The following is an 18,263-nucleotide window of genomic DNA, read 5'->3' on the forward strand; positions in this document are numbered from 1 at the left end:
TTTAAATGTTATTATATATAGGATATGTGATTTATATTGTGAATTCCAGTTTCATATTGCTCGTTTTAAGATAAGATTTCGTAACGGAAATGTAAAAAAATAGAAGAAATATACTATTTATTAGTTGTATTTAATGTTAATATTTGTAACGAAGATGATTGGCGATCGTGTTCGGACTAGCTGTAGTTTCACCGGTTATTACTAATAGGTAGATTTATCCCATAAAAGCCCGATTGGTGAGGGCTGATTAAAGTTTCACTTTATATAAAAAAGGTGTATGAGGGAGAAGGCTATAGCAAATTGTATAGAACTGAATAGTTCCGTATTCATTAAAATACGTTGATTACTAGATATTAAAAAACACCGGGGGGATTAGAATGAAGTTATTTAAGAAAGTACTTATAGTAGGGGTGGCGTTGACTACAGTATCGATTTTGGGGGCTTGTTCTAGCGATACAGACGTATTAACAAAAGTAGGAGCAAAGCAACCAGCGAAGGCCGAAGGTGAAGAAGTATTAAAAGATCAGAAGAAAACACCTATGACCACGAGTAAACGTGAAAGTATTAAAAATGAGGATGCTCCATCATCAAAGAAGCGTTATATTTCTCATGACGAATCTCAAAAGATTGAGGAAGGTATGACGTATACGGATATTCTTAATACGATTGACTACGGTGGTGAGAATATAAAACATTATAATAATAATGAAAAACGCGTATTTTATACTGAAAAAGATACGGATGGTACATATGAAATTATGGTTGAATTAAATACATATGGTTACGTTGTGAATATTGAACGTACTGCTATAAAGGGTACAGATAAAGAGAATGAGAATGAGGTATCTATGAAACGTATTGAAGAGCCTGTAAAGGAATATGAAGAAAAAAACGATCGTGTACCGTGGTATAAAGATGTAAATAACAATTCGGCAGCAGTAAGTTACAATCACTATTTGAAAATCAAAAAAGGTATGCCCGCGAATCAGGTAAAAGCTGCAATTGGACAGCCACATGTGATTGAGAAATATAAATCTTATTCAGTATATGACTATACTGGTTATGGTGGAGAAGGATCATTACGTGTAATCTTTGAACCGAATGGAACTGTTACGGATGTAGTGGAAGACGGTTTACCACGATAATAAATTAGTTACGGGAAGAGTTGTAGTAAAGTTGTCTTTGATTTTATAAAGTTTTTGGGAGCATCCCCAAATATAGATGAAAAAATAATTCTTTTAGCCATGTTATAGTATTAGTATTTACCGAAGTTTCTTCCAAATTCAATAGCGTTATTGTGGATGTTGTTGACGTATTAGTTTTGTTGATATATGCCGCAGTAGGGCAGCAATTGTAATTGGACGTAAAAGGACGCGGAGGAGTAGCAGCTTCCTTTTGAAAAAAAGGAGGGAAATATGATGGAGGATATTCTTGAATTCATAAGGAAATACGTAATTAAACCTATTATTAGTTTAATAAGATACCTTGTAATAGAGATTATAATTGAGGGTATAATAGAAGGCGTAATAAACGGTATAAGGAAATTACGTGATAAGTGGCGAAATTGGCGTGAAAGACGTTATTGGCGGTAGTGTAGCTGAGAAGCGTGCGAAACAAAAACGTTATACAGAAGTTTAATGAAATGATAGAAATCGACCCGCATTTAGAATCTGTACTCGTTCCAATTGGTGATGGAATGACAATTTCTAAAGTGAAGAAATAATTATTATCTTACAAAAGTGTAATGTTCATGTCATGTTTTTGAATTTCTTCTTTAAGCTCTGGGCTTTAAGATAAGAATATAAGAAAAAACATATGAGGTGAAGGAAATGAAAAGATACATTGCACTATTTAGTATTTTAGTTGTATTCGCAAGCTTGTTAGTTGGTTGTGATTTAAACCGTATGGGTAAAGATGAGTACTACGTTCAAATTACAGTAGATGGAAAAGAAGTTCATAGTAAAGCTGATAATGGTCAAAAATTTAAAGATTATGAGTATAAGCTAACTGGCTTTGATAAAGACGGTAAAGAGAAAGAATTAGAATTTACAGCTCAAAAAAATCTTCATAAAGAAGCATTCCTACGCGTATATCACTCAGATAAAAAAGGTGTATCAGCTTGGGAAGAAGTAAAGAAAGACGAGCTTCCAGCGAAAGTGAAAGAAAAATTAGGCGTGAAATAAGACAGATAGAAAAGGAATTGACGAACAGGGTCAATTCCTTTTTTTGTTTTCAAATTCTTCTTCTGAAATGACTTTAAATCCGTGTCTTTTAAATAAAGCAGTAGTTACCCCGTAACCAGTTTGCTTATTGCCATTAAATTCACCAGTGTAAATCGTAGAACTGCCACAAGATGGACTACGTTCCTTTAAAATAATATATTCTGGGTGTAAATTTTTAATTTGTTCTAATGCTTTATAAGCACCATTTACGAAAGCTTCTGTGACATCTTCACCATCTTTGGTCATCACTTTCGCTTTTCCGTCCAAAACGTCGTCGCCATTCCCGCCAATAATTTCAGCAGAAGGACGAGGTGTTGGCAGTCCTCCTAATACTTCAGGACAAATGAGGACTGTATCTTCTTTTTGTAGTAGCTCCTCTATTTTTGAAACGAGATTGTCATTTCCGTCATATCGACAAGCTATACCACCTAAACAAGCGCTAATTACGATCATATTTTCATCTCCATTAAAAAAATATTAAATTCCACGCCAAATTCTCTTCCTGCCTCTTACTTATAAATGAGGTGATATAAATGGGAAGCTTATATAATTTAATGAAACCATACAGTGAATTTCGAAGTAAAGAAGAGTTTAATACATATCAAAAACAAGTTTTGAAACATTATCGATTTCAATTAAATAAAACGGATGCTACCATTATTCATTTTTTAGGAAAGTATGCAGTGAATGAGAAACAGAAAACAGTGGGGGTTGCTTGTCCATTAATGGAGACGATTGCTACAAATGTTGGAAAGAGTATTCGTACAGTACGCCGCTCTATTGCAAAGTTAGAGGAACTAGGAATTATAAAGCGTGTTGCGACAAAAGAAAGACATAGGCGCGGCGGATATAGTGCGAACTTATATGTATTTCTTATATCTGCAATTGACCGCATGGATGACCGTATGAAAATGTCCGCATGTGAAAGTGAGGATTATACAGCTGGCTGTAGCGGAAAGGAGCAAAAAAGCGAAAGGGAAACAATTCTTTCTAAAAACATTCCACAAATAAAAGAGAAAAGAAAAATAACGTACGAGCTTGATGAGACGTATTGCCGTCATGATATACCGAAGCCTTTTATATACGCACTTCTGCCGATGACGAGTAATCCGAAGAAGATTAATATATTTTGGAGTAAGGTGGAACTTGCATATAAAAAGAGTGGATTACTAGAGCAAGGTGTTTTACTGGAGCAAATATTAGCTGATGAAGAAGTGTATGGGAATTTCATTTGGCGCGTGAAAAGTGTTGTGAGGGCGTATAAATACGGGGAAATCCGTAAAAATGTGAAGGCACTTTTATATAGTACAGTGCGAGATTTATTTTTAGAGATTGGATTAGAATGGGGAGCAGCTGTGAGAAGAAGTAAGGGGATAGCGTTATTTGATCCATTTAAAAAAGAGCCATGCGTATAATACATGACTCCAAGTAGCTAGTCGAACTTTCTTACAACTGGAACACGAATCGCTACAAATAGTACGAAGACGATAACAGCTATTGCACCACTTTTCATAACGGTTACGATTGGAATTCCTATTGCAAGTGCAATGGATGTGAATGCATAAGAGAGCGGGATAAAGCCCATTGATGATAGCATAAGTAAACTCATTACGCGTCCCATCATTTCTTCTTTGACTGTCGATTGAATCATTGCCATAAGCGGTACAATCGCCATTGCGATTGTAATACCGTAAAACATGCCAGCTAATAGTGCTTGCCAAAGTACGGTACTAAAGTTGATGGCTAAGAAGAATATACCAGACAATAGCATCATGATAATACAAAATAGACCGCGTCTACGATTAATATTTTTTAAACCTACAATGACAGCACCGATTGCCATTCCGCCGCCTACAGATGCTTCTAAGTAACTAAACTGGAGCGAATCACCATGCAGCACGTTTTTAACAAAAAGCGGGAAACCAACTTGCATCGGGCCGATTAAAAATAAGTTTAAAAAGGCGCTACAAATAAGGAAAGTTGAAAGGAATGGCGATTCCTTTACATATAAGATTCCTTCTTTAATGGAAGTGAACATACCTTTATCTGTATCTTTTTGTTCTGGCATCGTAAATTGTATTTTTTGAACGAGTATGGCCGCGACAATCAGTAATAAAATCGTAATGGAAAAGATTGTCTCATAGTTCGTAAATTTAATGAGAATTCCGCCAAGTACAGGGCCTAAGATGACCGATGCTTGGTTCGTCATTTGTGTAAGTGAATTCGCTTGTGTTAACCGGCTTTTTTCTACCAATTCCGGTAAGATAGATCCATCTGCTGACCAGAAGAAAGCATCAGCAAGTCCAAAGAATAAAGCGAATAAAGCAAATGTATATAGCGTTACATCACCAACGATAAACCATGTGAGAATGGTTGCGACAAGAATCGCTCGAATGATATTGGAGTAAAACATAATATTTTTTTTCGGGAATTTATCAGCTACAGCGCCGCCGACAATCATAAAAATAAGCCTTGGAACACTAAGGGCTACGAAAACAACACCGAGTGAAGCTTCAAGGTTTAATGTTTTTGCTATGTACCACGTTTGTGAAAAAGTAAAAAAGGCTAAAGCAAAGCTTGAAAAAAGAGTAGCTGCCCAAAGAAAAAGGAAATTCGTATTTTTTAATAACGGTTTTCCGCTTCCTTCTAAAGCAGTTTTATTTTGTTGTAGTTCCTCCATATTGCTTCCTTTCTATGTGACAAATTTAAACTAAAAAACAAGTAAACGCCCGATTGGTGAGGGCTAATACTTAATGGGAGATGCCCCCACTGATTATAGTTTCACTTTATACAGTTTCTAATATTTCTATACTGCACTTTCTCATTGTAGACAATAATAATGAATTTGCCCAGTAGCTATTTAACGACAAAAAAAGATGCCGAATGGGCATCTTTTTTTAGGCTAACGCAATATAAATATCCAATTGTGCATGATTTGGGTCTAATGCTCTTTCGTCGTAAAGCTCGAAGTCTGTTGTGAAGGCACGTTTATTTTCTTTCGACCATTGCCAAATATATTCCCAAGCTTCGCAAACGACTTCAGCAACTGGTCCCTTTCTCGTTGTAAATACCGCATATGTAGCAGCAGGTATTGTTAAAGTTGTCATATTTTCAGGAACGTCTTCTAATGAAGAAACGGTCGTACCGATTGTAAATGTATATGTACCAGTTTCATCTGATTCATAGTTGGAGTAGAATGCGAATGTTTCTTTCGTTTTTTGATTTGGGATGTGATGCATCATTTGTTCTTGAAAGTATCGGTTCCAGAGCTCGGGAATTTTCCCTTCAGTAGATGCCTCTATTTCGTTAGTCGTCGTAATCGAAACGCCGATTGCTTGGAAAGCTTCTTTTTTTACGATAATGGGTTCGTTTATCATTACAAATTCCTCCTTTAAAATAAGAACGTACGTTCCTTGATAATATAACATATTTTTACATGTAACGGTTATTGTTTTTTGAAAATTTTAATCATAAATAACAAACTGAAATGACTAAAAATGGTAAAATTTCTATTGTATGTATGAATAGATTAAGAGATATGTTAAGCTTTTTATGTATCCTTAAACTGTTATATAAACCTATAAAATAGGGCATTTTTTACTATGTTAAAAAATGGTGAAGGTTTGTATAAGTGTCCGATATATATATGCTATTTTTGATAAATTAAAATAGTAATATTCTATGAGATTTATATTGTTGACATTGGGATTTCAACGATACATTTTCGTAGGTCGGATTGTTGCGAGTGGATATATATTGCTATGTATACGGCTACGAAATTAAGTAGACGGATAGCAAGTATATAGAAAGGAGAAAGGTAGAAAATATGAAGCAAGTATTGAAGTGTTTTAATGTCGTAACGATGATCACACTTCTCCTATCCATCATATTGCCTTCACCCAGTGCTTTTGCTACAGAGATAAATAAAAAAAGCTGGGATGAGCTACAAGGAAATGATGTGAAAATTAAGGCAGAGCAAGTAAATGCTGAAATATATAAGGGAGAAGTAGCAGAGAGGGAGCACGTATTTCAATATACGATTGAAAATACGGGAGCTACACCAATTCAAGAATTGGTGCTTAAACAAAATAATGAAAATGAAATTACGTTCCCTTCGCAATCTGTGAAAGTAAACGGAGAGAAGTTACCTGAAAATAAGGTAGCGGATTTCTATGTAGAGGAAAAAGATAAGGGAGGAAAGGTTCTTTCTTCTAATCTTAAAATTAAAGATTTAAAATCACATGAAAAAATGACTGTGTTAATAAAAGCTCGTCGTGCACAACATTTTAATAATGAGTATAAGCAAAAAATTAGTGTGCAAAAGGATCAACTACAAATAGGGAACATGTCTGTAGATGTTGAGGGAATCCCTTCTGAAGAAAAGGTAGCAGCTAATGCCGATGAGGAGGCTGACAGTAGTAAGAAAGAAGTTGGCCCATCAGCTAATAATACAATTAAAAAAGTTGATGAAAAGCTAAAAGTATCTGTAGAAGATAAAAATAACCCTACATCAAAAACAGAACCACCAAAACAACCAGTAACCGAAGCTGAGAAACTAGAAAAAGAAGCGGAAAATCAGAGCGATGCAAAAGTACAAGCTGCATCAGAGAATGCTTCGAAGGTTCAAATGCAAACAGGGGATAAGCAAGGATTTGGAGATCCACTGTATTCTACAATTACTGCTGGTAATTTAGTACAGACTGGTAATGTAACACTTGGTTTGACGACCGATCATTATGGCAGACAAAGTATGGGTTATAAAACGAATAAAATGACTGTGGACGTTGATAACGATGATAGTACTTTTAATTCGTCAACAGGTGCATTTCCTAATATTCCTGCCGGAAGTAAAGTGAAAAAGGCTTACTTATTCTGGACAGCAGCAATGGGGTTACCAGGAAATATTGCTGATAGAAAGGTTACCGAGGATCAAGTAAGGCAACCAGTCAAAATGAAAATGGGAAATAAAGAATATGCAGATGTAACTGCTGATAGCATACGAAAAGCGGATAGCTTACCTTTTATTTCTAATTACTCGGGTGCTGGTGCTGGTTATGTTGCATATGCGGATGTAACAAATGTAATTGCGCAGCAAGGGATTTCTCAAACTTTGACAGTTGCAAATGTGCCACAAATTAAAGATGTAACAGGTGGCGGCTATTACTGGGGTAACTGGAATCTTATATTAGTTTATGAAAACTATAAAGAAACAGTAAAAGACATGAAGATTTGGGAAGGGCTAGTCTCTCAAAAAAGTACAGCCTGGACAGATATTAGTGTTAATAAAATAAATACACCCAAAGAAGGTACTTTTAAGGCGAAATTTAGTTATTTTTCATCGCAAGGTGATCCAGCTGAGAAAGATGGATATGCATATGATTATGGAGAATATGATTTTGGTGCTGGATATATAAAGATAAAAAATATTAACGGTAAAGATAATGATGCGAATGATTCGTCTATGACAGAAGTACAAGTAGACGGTACTAACGAGTTTGTTACGAAAAAATATCCAGGATATAATCCGGATTGGACGAATTCATTCAGTACTGACATTCATACGTATCATCTTGAAGGACCGAATCAAGTAAAAAATGATTTAAAAGAAGCAAAAATGCGTTTTAGAGCAAATAGTGGCTATGGTGATATTTACGTATTAAATAACGCTACATTTGTTACAGAACATAATGCTCCAAACTTACAAGTTGATAAAAAGGCGTTAGATAGTGCCGGAAAAGAAATTAAGGACATTAAAGCTGGTGAAGAGTTTACGTATCAAATTGAAGTGAAAAATGATACGAAAAATAACCAAGCACCTGTATCTAATGTAAAAGGTTTTGATAAATTAGATGATCGTTTAGAGTATGTTCCGGAATCTATACAATATATTTCTGGAAGTAATAAAGGAAATAAAACAGATAATGCAAGCGATGATGAAGCGGAGTTTGTAAATAATCAAATTGATTTCCGTGTTGGTGAAGGTGCTAATGCTAAAGACGGCGGTGTTTTAAAGCCGGGTGAAAGTACCGTTATTACATTCAAAGTAAAAGTGAAAGATTCTGTACAATCAGATACAACAGTAAAAAATGTCGTTGTTGTAAAGGGACAAGATAGTGCCGAGATAAAGTATGAAACTGAGGACGATGCAAATGTTACGGTTACTACCCCAAAAGAAGTTCCAGGGGAAATAGAGGCGAGAAAAATAGCTTCTAATAAAACACCGAAGTTAGGTGATGAGGTAGAGTATCGTATTACATTTAAAAATAAGACAAAAGATGGACGTCTAGATGTATTGACGATTGAAGATGAATTACCAAGCAATCTTGAATACGTGAAAGATAGTTTGAAAGCAGAAGGTGCAAAACCAGAGCCAGTAGAGCTGAAGTTTGAAAATGGAAAAGTAATTGCAAAGTATCCAGAAATTATGGATATGGAAGAAAGAAGTATCGTTTTTAAAACAAAAGTAAAAGAAACTGCAAAAATTGGTGAAGAAATTGTTAATAAAGCAACCGTTAGTGATAAAACAAATCCACCAAAGAATCTAGAAGAGAAGATTACACCACAGCATAAGGCCGGTAAAATTGCTGCAAAGAAAAAAGCAACAAATAAGAAGCCGAAGCTAGGAGAAGAATTTGAATATCAAATTAGCTTCCAAAATACGGTGGAAAACGGAAAGCTAGATGCAGTTACAATAGAAGATGAAATTCCAGCTAACTTAGAATTTGTTCAAGGCAGTGAGAGAGCTGAAGGTGCTGAACCAAATCCAGTAGAGTTAAAAGTAGAAAATGGTAAGGTAATCGCAAAATATCCAGAGATTACGGATACAAAAGAGCGAAGCATTGCCTTTAAAGTGAAAGTAAAAGAAGAGGCAAAAGCCGGAGAAACAATTGTTAATAAAGCGGTTGTGAGTGAGCCGAATGGACAAACTGAGCATCCAGAAGAAAAGATTACGCCGGATTATAAATACGGTAAAGTGGATGTTGAAAAAAGCGTAACGAATCAAACACCAAAACTAGGAGAAGAAGTGGAATACCGAATTACATTTTATAATACGGTAGAAAACGGAAAACTAGAAAAGGTGCTAGTAGAAGATACACTACCTAAAGGTGTTGAATACGTGAAAGATAGTTTGAAAGCTGAAGGTATAAAACCAGAGCCAGTAGAACTAAAAGTGGAAGACGGCAAAGTAATGGCAAAGTATCCAGAAATTACGGATACAGAAAAAAGAAGTATTGTTTTTAAAGTGAAAGTAAAAGATTCGGCAAAAGTAGGGGAGGCAATCGTAAATAAAGCAATTGCAAAAGATCCGAAAAATGAGCCTGTTGAATCAAAGGTTGTTATTACACCGCAAAGTAAAAAAGGTGAAATTGCTGCTACAAAGGTAGTTAATAATAAGAAGCCAAAGTTAGGCGAAGAAATCGAGTACCGCATTAGTTTTCATAATACGGTTGAGAACGGAAAACTTGAAGAGGTGCGAGTGGAAGATACAATTCCAAAAGGTCTTGAATATGTAGAAAATAGCATCAAGGCCGAAGGAGAAGCACCTGGACCAGTAGAATTAGCTGTTGAAAATGGGATAGTCAAAGCTAAGTATATCGATATTATGGATATGAAAGAAAGAAGTATCGTCTTTAAAGTAAAGGTGAAGGAAGAAGCAAAAGTAGATAAAGAGATTGTCAATAAAGCAATTGTTGATGATACGAAAAATCCACCGATTGAGCCGGAGGAAAGAATTACTCCGCAACATAAGGATGGAATAATTGATTCGAAGAAGACAGTAGATAATCCATCACCAAAACTAGGAGAAGAAGTAGAATACCGAATTAGCTTTAAGAACACGGTAGAAAACGGAAAACTAGAAAAGGTAATAATAGAGGATACAATTCCTAACGGTTTAGAGTATGTAAAAGGCAGTGAAAAGGCTGAAGGTGATAAACCAGCTCCATTAAAGTTAAGTGTGAAAGATGGAAAAGTCATTGCTGAATACGAAAATATTACGGATATGAAAGAAAGAAGTATTGTCTTTAAGGTAAAGGTGAAGGAAGAAGCGGAAGTAGGTAAGGAAATCATCAATAAGGCAATTGTGGATGATATGAAACATCCGAAAGAACCAGAAGCAAAAATCACACCATTACACAAAGATGGAAAAATTAAAGCAAAGAAAAGCGTAAATAATGAAACACCGAAGTTAGGAGAAGAAGTAGAATACCGAATTAGTATGAAAAACACGGTTAAGTACGGAAAGCTAACAGACGTGATAATAGAGGATACTTTACCAGAAGGTTTAGAGTATGTAGAAAATAGTTTGAAAGCAGAAGGTGTCGGAACAGATTCAGTAGAGCTGAAATTTGAAAACGGTAAGGTAATGGCAAAATATCCAGAAATTATGGATACAGAAGAAAGAAGTATCGTTTTTAAAGTGAAAGTAAAAGAAGGAGTAACAGTCCGTAAAAAAATCATTAATAAAGCAACTATTGATGATTCGCAAAATAAGCCAGTTAATCCGACTGCGGAAATTATTCCTCAGTATAAAGATGGAAAACTTGAAGCGAAAAAGATGGTAAATAATGAAACGCCGAAGTTAGGAGAAGAAGTGGAATACCGAATCAGCTTTAAAAATACGGTAGAACATGGAAAGCTAACAGAGGTAAAGATAGAAGATGATTTACCAAATGGATTAGAGTATGTGAAAGATAGTGTAAAAGTAGAAGGTTCTAAGCCAGATCCAGTGGAATTGAAATTTGAAAACGGTAAGGTAATGGCAAAGTATCCTGAGATTACAGATACAAAAGAGAGAAGTATTACCTTTAAAGTGAAAGTAAAAGGTGAAGTGAGCGATTCAATTGTTAATGAAGCGATTGTGAGCGATACGAAACATCCGCCAGAAACACCGACAGCAGAAATTATTCCGCAACATAAAGACGGAAAAGTGAAAGCGAAGAAGACGGTAAATAATGAAACGCCGAAGTTAGGAGAAGAAGTAGAATACCGAATTAGTTTTAAAAACACGGTAGAAGACGGAAAACTAGCAGAGGTGAAAATAGAAGATACTTTACCCGAAGGTTTAGAGTACGTAGAAAACAGTGTGAAAGCAGAAGGTTCTAAGCCGGATCCAGTAGAATTGAAATTTGAAAATGGTAAGGTAATGGCGAAGTATCCAGAGATTACGGATACAGAAGAAAGAAGTATCACTTTTAAAGTGAAAGTAAAAGATGAAGTGAAAGTCGGTAAAAAAATCGTCAATAAAGCAATTATTGATGATACGAAAAATGAGCCAGAAACACCGACGGCAGAAATTACTCCACAGCATAAAGACGGAAAAGTGGAAGCGAAGAAAACGGTAAATAATGAAACACCGAAGTTAGGAGAAGAAGTGGAATACCGAATTAGCTTTAAAAATACGGTAGAAAACGGAAAGCTAGCAGAGGTGACAATAAAAGATGATTTACCAAATGGATTAGAGTATGTGAAAGATAGTTTACGAGCAGAAGGTTCTAAGCCAGATCCGGTAGAACTGAAAGTGAAAGATGGAAAAGTAATCGCAAAATATCCAGAAATTATGGATACAGAAGAAAGAAGTATCGTCTTTAAAGCGAAAGTAAAAGAAGAATTTAAGGTTGGTGAAGGCATTGTCAATAAAGTAGTTGTTGATGATACAAAAGATCCAACAACTTCAGAAGTAACAATTACGCCAGAATATAAAGACGGTAAGCTTAAAGCAGAGAAATTTGTAAACAATAAAAAACCGAAATTAGGAGAAGAAGTAGAATACCGAATTAGTTTTAAAAACACGGTAGAAAACGGAAAACTAGTAGAGGTTACAGTAGAAGATGAAATTCCAGCTGGATTAGAGTACGTGGAGAACAGTTTACAAGCAGAAGGTTCTAAACCAAGTCCGGTAGAATTGAAATTTGAAAACGGCAAGGTAACAGCAAAGTATCCAGAAATTACGGATACGAAAAAAAGAAGTATCATCTTTAAAGTGAGAGTACAAGAGACGGTACAAGTAGGAAAAGAGATTGTAAACAAGGCGATTGTTGATGATAATAATCCGACGACTCCGCCAGTTGAGTCACTTATACCAATCACACCGCAATATAAAGATGGGAAACTAGAGGCAAGGAAAGAAGTAAGTAATCATGAACCAAAGCTAGGGGAAGAAATTGAATATCGAATTACTTTTAACGGCACAGTAGATGGCGGGAAGTTAGTTGATGTAAAGATTGAAGATGAAATTCCGTCTGGTTTAGAGTATGTGAAAGATAGTCTGGAGGCCGTAGGTGATAAGCTTGTGCCTACAGAACTTAAAGTAGAGAATGGAAAAGTAACAGTGAAGTATCCAGAAATTACGGATACGAAAGAAAGAAGTGTCATCTTTAAAGTAAAGGTAAAAGAAACAGCAAAAGTTGGAGGAGAAATAACAAATAAAGCGATTATTGAAGTGGATGATCCGAAACATCCAGTTATAGAACCGACAGCGAAAATAAAGCCAGAATATAAAGATGGTAAGTTAACAGCAGCGAAGACAGTAAGTAATAAAGAGCCAAAGCTAGGAGAAGAAGTAGAATACCGAATTAGCTTCAAAAATACGGTGGAAAACGGAAAACTAGATGTAGTTACAATAGAAGATGAAATTCCAGCCGGTTTAGAATACGTGCAAGGTAGTATTAGATTTGAAGGGGCTGAGCCAAATCCAATAGAGTTAAAAATGGAGTTTGGAAAAGTAATCGCCAAGTATCTAGAAATTACAGATACGAAAGAACGTAGTATTATTTTTAAAGCGAAGGTAAAAGAAGCGCCGAGTAAAGGGATAACAAATAAAGCAGTAGTGGACGATAAAATAAATCCGCCACTTGAGCCTACAGTTACAATTTTACCGAAAACAAAAGAAGATTTTAAGATACCAGAAGATCCGAAAGAACCGAAGGAGCCAGAAGTGAAACCGGAAGATCCGAAAGAGCCGAAGGAGCCAGAAGTGAAACCAGAAGATCCGAAAGAGCCGAAGGAGCCAGAAGTGAAACCAGAAGATCCGAAAGAGCCGAAGGAGCCAGAAGTGAAACCGGAAGAACCGAAAGAACCGAAGGAGCCAGAAGTGAAACCGGAAGATCCGAAAGAACCGAAGGAGCCAGAAGTGAAACCGGAAGATCCGAAAGAACCGAAGGAGCCAGAAGTGAAACCGGAAGATCCGAAAGAACCGAAGGAGCCAGAAGTGAAACCAGAAGATCCGAAAGAACCGAAGGAGCCAGAAGTGAAACCAGAAGATCCGAAAGAACCGAAAGAACCGAAAGAACCGAAAGAACCGAAAGAACCGAAGGAGCCAGAAGTGAAACCGGAAGTAAGATTGGAAAAATTAATTAAAGAGCCGCAAGTAAAAACAGAAAGAGAATTACCGAAAACAGGGGCAGCGTCTCCATGGATGATGTCAGTTGGTGCTGGAATTTCATTCTTAGTTGGCGGAGTATTATTCGTATTAGGTAGAAGAAGAAAACAATAATTTTTTCAGACGAAAAGCACACTGAGTTCGATAGTTTATCGAATTCAGTGTGCTTTCGTGGTATATAAAATAAAAGCTCCTTCCACGTATGGAAGGAGCTTTTATTTTTACATATTAAAACATGCTTGAGCTATGCATTGGTTGAAGTTTTGCATTTGGATCGAAGTAAGCTTTTGCATTGTTTACTGCTGTTGGTGCTTCACCGAAGCCGCAAGCAATGAGTTTTACTTTTCCTTCATATGTACAAATGTCACCAGCAGCGTAAATACCAGGAATATTTGTTTCCATTTTTGAATTTACAAGGATGCTGTTTTTTTGTATATCTAAGCCCCAGTTTTTAATTGGGCCAAGAGAAGAAACGAAGCCATAGTTTATAATTACGTCATCAACATCGATGATAACTTTTTCTTCCGTTTTTACGTGCTGAAGAACGACTTGTTCAATTTTGTCATCACCAATGAGTTCAACTGGAACATACGGTGTACTTACTTCTGCACGAGAATTCATTAAGTTTTCGACGCTATGTTCATGCGCACGGAATTTATCGCGGCGATGAACGATTGTAACTTTTTCAGCGATCGGTTCTAACATCATTGTCCAATCAACAGCTGAATCGCCGCCGCCAAATACTACGACGCGCTTACCGGCAAATTTATTCATATCATCAACGAAATAATGTAAGTTTTTCTTTTCATACTTTGCTGTACCTTCTAATTCTAAGCGGCGTGGTTGGAAAGCACCATTGCCAGCAGTAATAATAACTGATTTAGAATAGTGAGTTTGCTTATTCGTAACAAGTTTAAATATACCGTCAGCTTGTTTCTCAAGCGTATCGACAGCTTCTTCTAAACAAACGGTTGGGTCAAATTTCTTCATTTGCTCTTTTAAGTTATCAACTAATTCTTGTGCGCGCACTTTTGGGAATCCAGCTACATCATAAATGTATTTTTCAGGGTAGAGTGCGGATAATTGTCCTCCAAGTTGAGGTAAGCTTTCAATGATTTTTACACTTGCTTGTCTCATACCGCCATAAAATGCTGTGAACAGCCCTGTTGGACCACCACCAATAATTGTTATGTCGTAAACTTTTTGATTTTCTGCCACTTTCATTCCCCCTATAGATGGAATTTTGATATTGATTTCATATATTGTTCATATGTACACGAAAATCCTGCAAATGATGACACTTTCAAATAAATGATAGCATATTTGAGTTCATAATACTTCTGAAAACGACTGAATTGTGTGTAAGTTTTCGCATAGGTTCTTTTTTATTGTATAAAATATACAGAAAGGAAAATACATGAAAAAAAGTCTAAAAAACCCTTGAAAACGCTATGTTATTTTAAAATATTGATAATTCTCCAGACGCTTGAATTCTGGAATAAAACCGACTAATATAGGGAAGTATTATGTTAAATTTCTATGACAAAATTCGTACGATTTTTTGACTGCGTTTTGTTATGATATAGAATGTGATAAATTCCACATTCTTGACAAATAGAGTTTTTAGTACTTGGTATTATTTCTCATTACTATTATATAAAGAAAAGGGTTGTGATTTGGTGAAGACTCCAAAAATCGTAGTTTTAGGTGCAGGTTATGGCGGGATGATTACGACTGTTCGCCTGCAAAAAGCATTATCTGTAAATGAAGCTGAAATTACGCTAGTAAACAACAACAGCTATCACTACCAAGCGACTTGGTTACACGAGAGCGCAGCTGGTACATTACAAGATGAAAAAATCTGTCTAGATATTCAAGACGTTATTGATACAAATAAAGTGAACTTTGTACAAGACACAGTAGTAGAAATTAAAGCTGCTGAAAAACGCATTATCTTAAAAGACGGCGAGTTAGAGTATGACTACTTAGTAATTGGTCTTGGTTTCGAATCAGAAACATTCGGAATTACAGGATTAAAAGAGCATGCATTCTCAATCGCTAACATTAATGCAACTCGTGAAATTCGTGAGCATATGGAAGCTAGTTTCTCTAAATATGCAACTGAACAACGCGATGAGTTAGTAACAATCGTTGTTGGTGGTGCTGGATTTACTGGTATCGAGTACGTAGGTGAGCTTGCAAACCGTGTTCCTGAACTTTGCAAAGAGTACAATGTACCACGTGAAAAAGCACGTATCATCTGTGTAGAAGCTGCTCCAACAGCACTTCCAGGTTTCGATCCAGCGTTAGTAGAATACGCTGTAAAACAACTTGAGAAAAAAGGTGTAGAATTCCGCATCGGTACAGCAATTAAAGAAGCAACTGAAGAAGGTATTATCGTTGCGAATGGCGATGACACTGAATTAATTAAGTCTGAAACAGTAGTTTGGGCTGCAGGTGTTCGTGGTAACGGTATTGTGGAAGAGTCTGGATTTGAAGCAATGCGCGGACGTGTAAAAGTTGATGAGTACATGCATGCTCCAGGATACGAAGATGTATTTATGGTTGGTGACGCAGCGTTAATCATTAATGAAGAAATTAACCGTCCATACCCACCAACAGCACAAATCGCAATTCAACAAGGTTACAATATTGCACACAACTTAACTGTATTAGTTCGTGGTAAAGGTGAAATGAAAAAATTCGCATTTGATAATAAAGGATCTGTATGTTCTTTAGGTCATGACGATGCAATGGGCGTTGTTATGGGTAAAAAGTTAACAGGTTGGAAAGCTTCCTTCATGAAGAAAGTAATCGATAACCGTTACCTATTCTTATTAGGTGGACCTTTATTAGTTCTTAAAAAAGGTAAATTAAAGTTCTTTTAATATATAGTAGAAAAAGCAGAAACGGCTAAGAGCTGTTTCTGCTTTTTTCATATTAAAAATATAGTATAATATAAAAAGAAAGAATATTCTGTCCGTTCTGAAAGAGGAGGTTATTACATCATGGAGAAACGAGGGAAGGTATGGCTAGCTGTTAGTGGCCTAGTAGCTACAAAAGATGGCAGGTGGCTATTCGTTAAGAAAAAATACAGTGGATTAAAAGGGAAATGGTCTTTACCGGCTGGTTTTGTAAATGAAGGTGAGACGGTTGATGAAGCTGTGAAACGCGAAGTATTAGAAGAGACAGGCATTGTCGCTCATGTGAAGGGGATCATTGGTGTTCGATCGGGTGTTATTCGTAATGAGATTAGTGATAATATGATTATTTTCCTTTTGGAGCCTGAAGGAGAAAATATTATTATACAGGAGAAAGAATTGTCTGAAGTGGCGTTTCTACATCCAGATACGATTGCGGACGATCCAAATACGTCTGTGCTTATTAAGTATTTGTTAGAAAGAAAATCAGAATTACATCTTGAAATGGATAAAACATTAAATCCAGGAGAGCAATTTGGTTATACAGCCTATCACGTATTTACGGCGCATGCGAAGGAGAGGGAGAAAGAGTGAGTATACCGGTACTACTTATTTCAATGATGTTATTTTTTATTTTGTTCTTTGGAATTGGATTTTTACTCAACATGATTTTGCGAGCTACTTGGGTGATGGTTATTGTGTATCCGATTGTTTGTATGCTTATTATTAATAAAGCGAGTATGTGGGATTATTTTTCAAAACCGAAAGAAACATTTTCTTCATTTGGGACAAGTGTATCGCACTTAGGACAAGCAGACGTATTTATTCTATCTACTGGATTAGTAGGGGCTGCTTTAGCAGGAGTCGTAATCAAGAAACTTCGGAAAAGCGGATATCAAATGTTTTAATCTCCAATTAAGTTGGAGATTATTTTTTTGCATATTCCTTCATGGTATAGGGAATGATTAACGATGAAGGAGTGTGGAATATAAAAATGTTAAAACGATATTGTATTCGCATTATGATGACTTGTTTACTTGCAATTGCATTATGCGTAACATGGAATGCTTTCACAGGAGTTTCTTTATTAGAGATTGTAAAGAAGTATGAGGGAACGAGTGCAAAAGAAGTACATGCAGCAGAAGTTAAGAGAAATGTTGCTCCGAGTAAAGAAGTGATAAATGCTTTAGAGCAGGCAAACGACTGGTCTAAATATCGTTCAATTGAAATGACGGCAACAGGTTATACGTCGGGAATTGAGTCAACTGGTAAGAGGCCGGGACATCCGGAGTATGGTATTACATATTCAGGTGTTAAGGCGAAAAGGGATTTATATTCCACAATCGCTGCGGACTTACGCGTATTCCCAATTGGAACAATTTTATTCGTACCAGGTTATGGGTATGGTGTAGTAGCAGATAAGGGCGGTGCAATAAAAGGAAACCGTCTTGATTTGTACTATGATACGGTGAAAGATGTTTATAGCCAATGGGGTAAGAAAAAAGTAAATGTGTATGTAGTGAAAGTTGGAAACGGTAAGTTTTCAGAAGAAGAATTAACGATGTTAAATCAAGACGAAACGATGCAGGTGTTTCGTGGTCAATATTTAAAACAAAGATAGTCTAGTCGTAATTACGCTAGACTTTTTTTCTTGGCTTATTTCATAATAGAGGGGATTTTACACGTCATATAACTGTAGTTAGAATTGTCGCATTTTATCGAAAATAAAGTTATAATGGT

General features: G+C 36.1%; 12 protein-coding genes and 1 pseudogene. 9 read left to right on the top strand and 4 right to left on the bottom strand.

What is annotated here, in order from left to right; genetic code table 11:
* The first annotated feature begins 377 nt into the window (after positions 1-377).
* The 3 genes and pseudogenes from ACTFRM_RS28100 (at position 378) to ACTFRM_RS28110 (ending at position 2,183) form a co-directional block, all read left to right on the top strand.
* Positions 378-1,145: a hypothetical protein gene (locus ACTFRM_RS28100; RefSeq protein ID WP_000765217.1), complete on the top strand. Its 768-nt coding sequence runs from the start codon at positions 378-380 to the stop codon at positions 1,143-1,145.
* A gap of 403 nt (positions 1,146-1,548) precedes the next feature.
* Positions 1,549-1,723 (top strand): annotated as a pseudogene (locus tag ACTFRM_RS28105) (methyltransferase).
* A gap of 106 nt (positions 1,724-1,829) precedes the next feature.
* The gene (locus ACTFRM_RS28110) at positions 1,830-2,183 is read left to right on the top strand and encodes a YxeA family protein (protein ID WP_322372832.1); all 354 of its coding nucleotides are present in this window, start codon (positions 1,830-1,832) and stop codon (positions 2,181-2,183) included.
* A gap of 30 nt (positions 2,184-2,213) precedes the next feature.
* Here ACTFRM_RS28110 and ACTFRM_RS28115 read toward each other — a convergent pair whose 3' ends face one another.
* A complete protein-coding gene (locus ACTFRM_RS28115) occupies positions 2,214-2,675 on the bottom strand; it encodes a DUF523 domain-containing protein (RefSeq protein WP_000635488.1) in 462 nt (153 codons plus the stop codon).
* 80 nt (positions 2,676-2,755) lie between these two features.
* Between ACTFRM_RS28115 and ACTFRM_RS28120 the strand changes: the two genes are divergently transcribed.
* Complete coding sequence (locus ACTFRM_RS28120) at positions 2,756-3,637, top strand: helix-turn-helix domain-containing protein (protein ID WP_000535273.1); 882 nt, start codon at positions 2,756-2,758, stop codon at positions 3,635-3,637.
* A 17-nt stretch (positions 3,638-3,654) separates the two neighbouring features.
* On the opposite strand, the gene ACTFRM_RS28125 is transcribed toward ACTFRM_RS28120, so the two are convergent.
* Positions 3,655-4,902 carry an MFS transporter gene (locus tag ACTFRM_RS28125; protein WP_000391944.1) on the bottom strand — a complete coding sequence of 416 codons (1,248 nt, stop codon included), beginning with the start codon at positions 4,900-4,902 and terminating at the stop codon, positions 3,655-3,657.
* Positions 4,903-5,119: 217 nt separating this feature from the next.
* A complete protein-coding gene (locus ACTFRM_RS28130; RefSeq protein WP_000606657.1) occupies positions 5,120-5,599 on the bottom strand; it encodes a GyrI-like domain-containing protein in 480 nt (159 codons plus the stop codon).
* Between the two features lie 449 nt (positions 5,600-6,048).
* Between ACTFRM_RS28130 and ACTFRM_RS28135 the strand changes: the two genes are divergently transcribed.
* On the top strand, positions 6,049-13,716 hold the full coding sequence (locus ACTFRM_RS28135) for an isopeptide-forming domain-containing fimbrial protein (protein WP_440043803.1): 7,668 nt from the start codon (positions 6,049-6,051) through the stop codon (positions 13,714-13,716).
* Between the two features lie 114 nt (positions 13,717-13,830).
* Here the strand turns inward: ACTFRM_RS28135 and ACTFRM_RS28140 are convergent, their stop codons facing one another.
* Entirely contained in the window at positions 13,831-14,820 is a 990-nt protein-coding gene (locus tag ACTFRM_RS28140; protein WP_000829784.1) for an NAD(P)/FAD-dependent oxidoreductase, read from the bottom strand.
* A gap of 461 nt (positions 14,821-15,281) precedes the next feature.
* Between ACTFRM_RS28140 and ACTFRM_RS28145 the strand changes: the two genes are divergently transcribed.
* The 4 genes from ACTFRM_RS28145 (at position 15,282) to ACTFRM_RS28160 (ending at position 18,144) form a co-directional block, all read left to right on the top strand.
* Positions 15,282-16,490, top strand: a complete 1,209-nt coding sequence (locus ACTFRM_RS28145; RefSeq protein ID WP_000856612.1) for an NAD(P)/FAD-dependent oxidoreductase — start codon at positions 15,282-15,284, stop codon at positions 16,488-16,490.
* A 120-nt stretch (positions 16,491-16,610) separates the two neighbouring features.
* Positions 16,611-17,117, top strand: coding sequence for an NUDIX hydrolase (locus ACTFRM_RS28150; protein WP_071740905.1), 507 nt, complete (start codon positions 16,611-16,613; stop codon positions 17,115-17,117).
* The gene (locus tag ACTFRM_RS28155; RefSeq protein ID WP_000027016.1) at positions 17,114-17,431 is read left to right on the top strand and encodes a YuiB family protein; all 318 of its coding nucleotides are present in this window, start codon (positions 17,114-17,116) and stop codon (positions 17,429-17,431) included. The genes ACTFRM_RS28150 and ACTFRM_RS28155 overlap by 4 nt, the downstream gene beginning before the upstream one ends.
* An 86-nt stretch (positions 17,432-17,517) precedes the next feature.
* The gene (locus tag ACTFRM_RS28160; RefSeq protein WP_033687547.1) at positions 17,518-18,144 is read left to right on the top strand and encodes a 3D domain-containing protein; all 627 of its coding nucleotides are present in this window, start codon (positions 17,518-17,520) and stop codon (positions 18,142-18,144) included.
* Positions 18,145-18,263 lie beyond the last annotated feature (119 nt).

The sequence above is a fragment of the Bacillus cereus group sp. MYBK227-1 genome, assembly GCF_051916325.1.
In the GTDB taxonomy this organism is placed as follows: Bacteria; Bacillota; Bacilli; order Bacillales; family Bacillaceae_G; genus Bacillus_A; species Bacillus_A cereus.